3 protein-coding genes are annotated in these 2626 nt (G+C 73.5%); all 3 read right to left on the bottom strand.

The window, feature by feature from the left end; translation table 11 throughout:
- Positions 1-1331: DNA primase (gene dnaG / locus HMPREF3105_RS00215; protein ID WP_070708490.1), on the bottom strand; the 1331-nt coding region annotated here is incomplete at its 3' end.
- 30 nt (positions 1332-1361) lie between these two features.
- A complete protein-coding gene (locus HMPREF3105_RS00210) occupies positions 1362-1607 on the bottom strand; it encodes a hypothetical protein (protein WP_070708491.1) in 246 nt (81 codons plus the stop codon).
- A gap of 62 nt (positions 1608-1669) precedes the next feature.
- Positions 1670-2521 (bottom strand): arsenic resistance protein, encoded by an 852-nt coding sequence (locus HMPREF3105_RS00205; RefSeq protein ID WP_371441087.1) that lies wholly within the window; start codon positions 2519-2521, stop codon positions 1670-1672.
- Positions 2522-2626 lie beyond the last annotated feature (105 nt).

Genomic DNA, 2626 nt, shown 5'->3' with positions numbered 1-2626 from the left:
CGCGGCGCGCGCCCGGCCGCGACCACGGCGCGGTGCACGGCGTTCGGGTCCAGACCGAGCCAGCCGGCCAGCTCCCGCTCGTAGCCGGGACGCAGGACGGCGTCCTTGATGCCCGCCACGATCGGCGCCGCGTGGCGCAGGGCACCGGCGCGGCCCTCCACGGTGTCGAGGTCGTAGTCCTTGAGCCCGGCCCGGATCGCGAACTCGAAGAGCGGGCGCCGCGAGGCGATGAGCGCGCGCACCGCCTCGTCGCCCTTCTGCATGCGCAGATCGCACGGGTCCATGCCGCTGGGCTCCACGGCCACGAACGTCTTGGCGAGGAAGCGGTGGTCCTCGTCGAACGCCTTGAGCGCGGCCTTCTGCCCGGCCTCGTCGCCGTCGAAGGTGAAGATCACCTCGCCGCCCGTGCCGTCGTCGGAGATCAGGCGGCGGGCCACCTTGATGTGGTCCGCGCCGAACGCGGTGCCGCACGTGGCCACCGCCGTCCCGACACCGGCCAGGTGGGCCGCCATCACGTCCGTGTAGCCCTCGACGAGCACCAGCTGGCGCTCCTTGGCGATCGTCCGCTTGGCCAGGTCGATCCCGTAGAGCACCTGCGACTTCTTGTAGAGCGGCGTCTCGGGGGTGTTGAGGTACTTGGGCCCGGGGTCGTCGTCGTACAGCTTGCGCGCGCCGAAGCCGATGGTCGCGCCGGTCATGTCCCGGATGGGCCAGAGCAGGCGGCCGCGGAACCGGTCGTACAGGCCGCGCTGCCCCTCGGACACCAGCCCGGAGGCGCGCAGCTCCTCGTCCCGGAACCCCTTCTGCCGCAGGTGGTCCAGCAGATGCGACCACCCCTGCGGGGCGTATCCGAGGCCGAACTGCGCCGCGTGCTCCTGTGTGAATCCCCGCTGGGTGAGGAAGTCGCGGGCGGCCTGGGCCTCAGGCGAGCCGAGGGCCCGACGGAAGAACTCGTCCGCCACCTTGTTCGCCTCGAACAGGCGACGACGGCGCCCCGTCTCCGCCTTGTCCGGGCCGGTGCCGCCGTCCTCGTAGTGCAGCTCCACCCCCACGCGGGACGCCAGCCGCTCCACGGTCTCCGTGAACGTGGTGTGCTCGAGTTCCATCAGGAAGCTGATGACGTCCCCGTGCGCGCCGCAGCCGAAGCAGTGGTAGGTGCCCACGCCGGGGCGCACGTGGAACGACGGCGTCCGCTCGTCGTGGAACGGGCACAGCCCCTTGAATGAGCCCACGCCCGCCGAGCGGAGGGTGACGAACTCCTCCACGACGGCCTTCAGATCCGTGCGCTCGCGGACGAGGTCGATGTCCTTGCGCACGATCAGTCCAGCCATGCGGACCATTCTAGGGACGGGGCGGAGCGGTCAGCCCCGAGCGGAACCGGCCTCCGTGGACGGCTCGGCCTCCGCTGCGGCCTGTGCAGGACCGGTCCCCGCCGCGCGGGGCGCTTCGGTCCGCGCCGCGCCCGCTCCCTCGGACGCGGGACGCCCGGTGGCGGGGTCGATCACGGGCAGCGCGCCGGTGGCCGCCTCGACCAGCGGATGGAACAGCGCGGCCGAAGCCAGGCCGCCGTGACGGCGGCGCGCCGAGGACACGAACGAGAGGCTCATGTCGCCCACCATAGCGACCCGCGACCGTGATTCCGGTCACGGGAAGGCAACATTCTGGGCGGTCAGGTCACGGTTCGACGCGCGCCCGCCCCCGCGGACTGCCCGTGCAGCGGCAGCAGCCGGGGCACCAGCCGGACGAGGCTCACCATCACCCCGAGCTCCACGAGCGTCTGCGTCACCACCACGAGCGGGGCCGGGTCCAGGCTCGCCGGCAGGGCCAAGGTCAGCGGCAGCACGACCAGGGAGTTCCGCGTCGCGCCCGAGAACACGAGCGCCCGCCCGGCGGGCACGTCGAGGCGCGCCCACCGCGCAGCCACCACGCCGAGGGCCACCGTCACGGCGGCGAACGCCGCGAACAGGGGCACGACGGCGGCCAGCGCGGGCAGCTGCTCCCCCACCCCGCGGATCTGTGAGGCGACCACCGTGAACAGCGTGACGACCATGAGCGGGACCATCGCCGCCGTGAACCCGCGCACCACCCCGGCCGCCGCGCACCGCACCCCACCGCGGCCGCGCACCGCACCCCACTGGAGCAGCGCCGCGAGCGCGAGCGGCAACAGGATCAGCACCACCAGCGCGCGGACGAACGGCCCGGCGTCGACGGCGGCGACCGCCTCCGGACCGGCGAACGCCCGCAGCAGCACGGGCAGCACGACCAGCTGGACGAGCATAAGCAGCGGAGCGGCCGCCAGCAGCCTCTCGGCCACCCCGCCCTCGAGCGCGGTGAACGCGATGACGTAGTCCACGCACGGGGCCAGCAGCACGAGGAGCACGCCCACGAGCAGCGCGTCGTCGTGGGCCACGAACCGACTCAGCCCGAACACCACCGCCGGCACCACCACGAAGTTCAGGACCAGCAGGGACGCCAGGAACCTGCCGTCCCGCAGGCCCGCGCCCAGCGCGGGGAACGGCACCGCCAGGAACGTCGCCAGCGTACGGAGCGATCCGGACGGGGGCTGACCCCTACGCTGGGGGCCATGCCCACCGCGCCCGCCCCGCCCCAGGACGCCTCCACTCCC

The organism is Micrococcus sp. HMSC31B01, from assembly GCF_001816085.1.
GTDB lineage: Bacteria > Actinomycetota > Actinomycetes > Actinomycetales > Micrococcaceae > Micrococcus > Micrococcus luteus.
Note: the sequence above shows the minus strand (reverse complement) of the source record. Positions and strands in the feature narration are given on the sequence as shown.

Coding starts and splice junctions, on each gene's coding strand:
- HMPREF3105_RS00210 (WP_070708491.1), bottom strand. CDS start 1,607: ATGAGCCTCTCGTTCGTGTCCTCGGCGCGCCGCCGTCACGGCGGCCTG.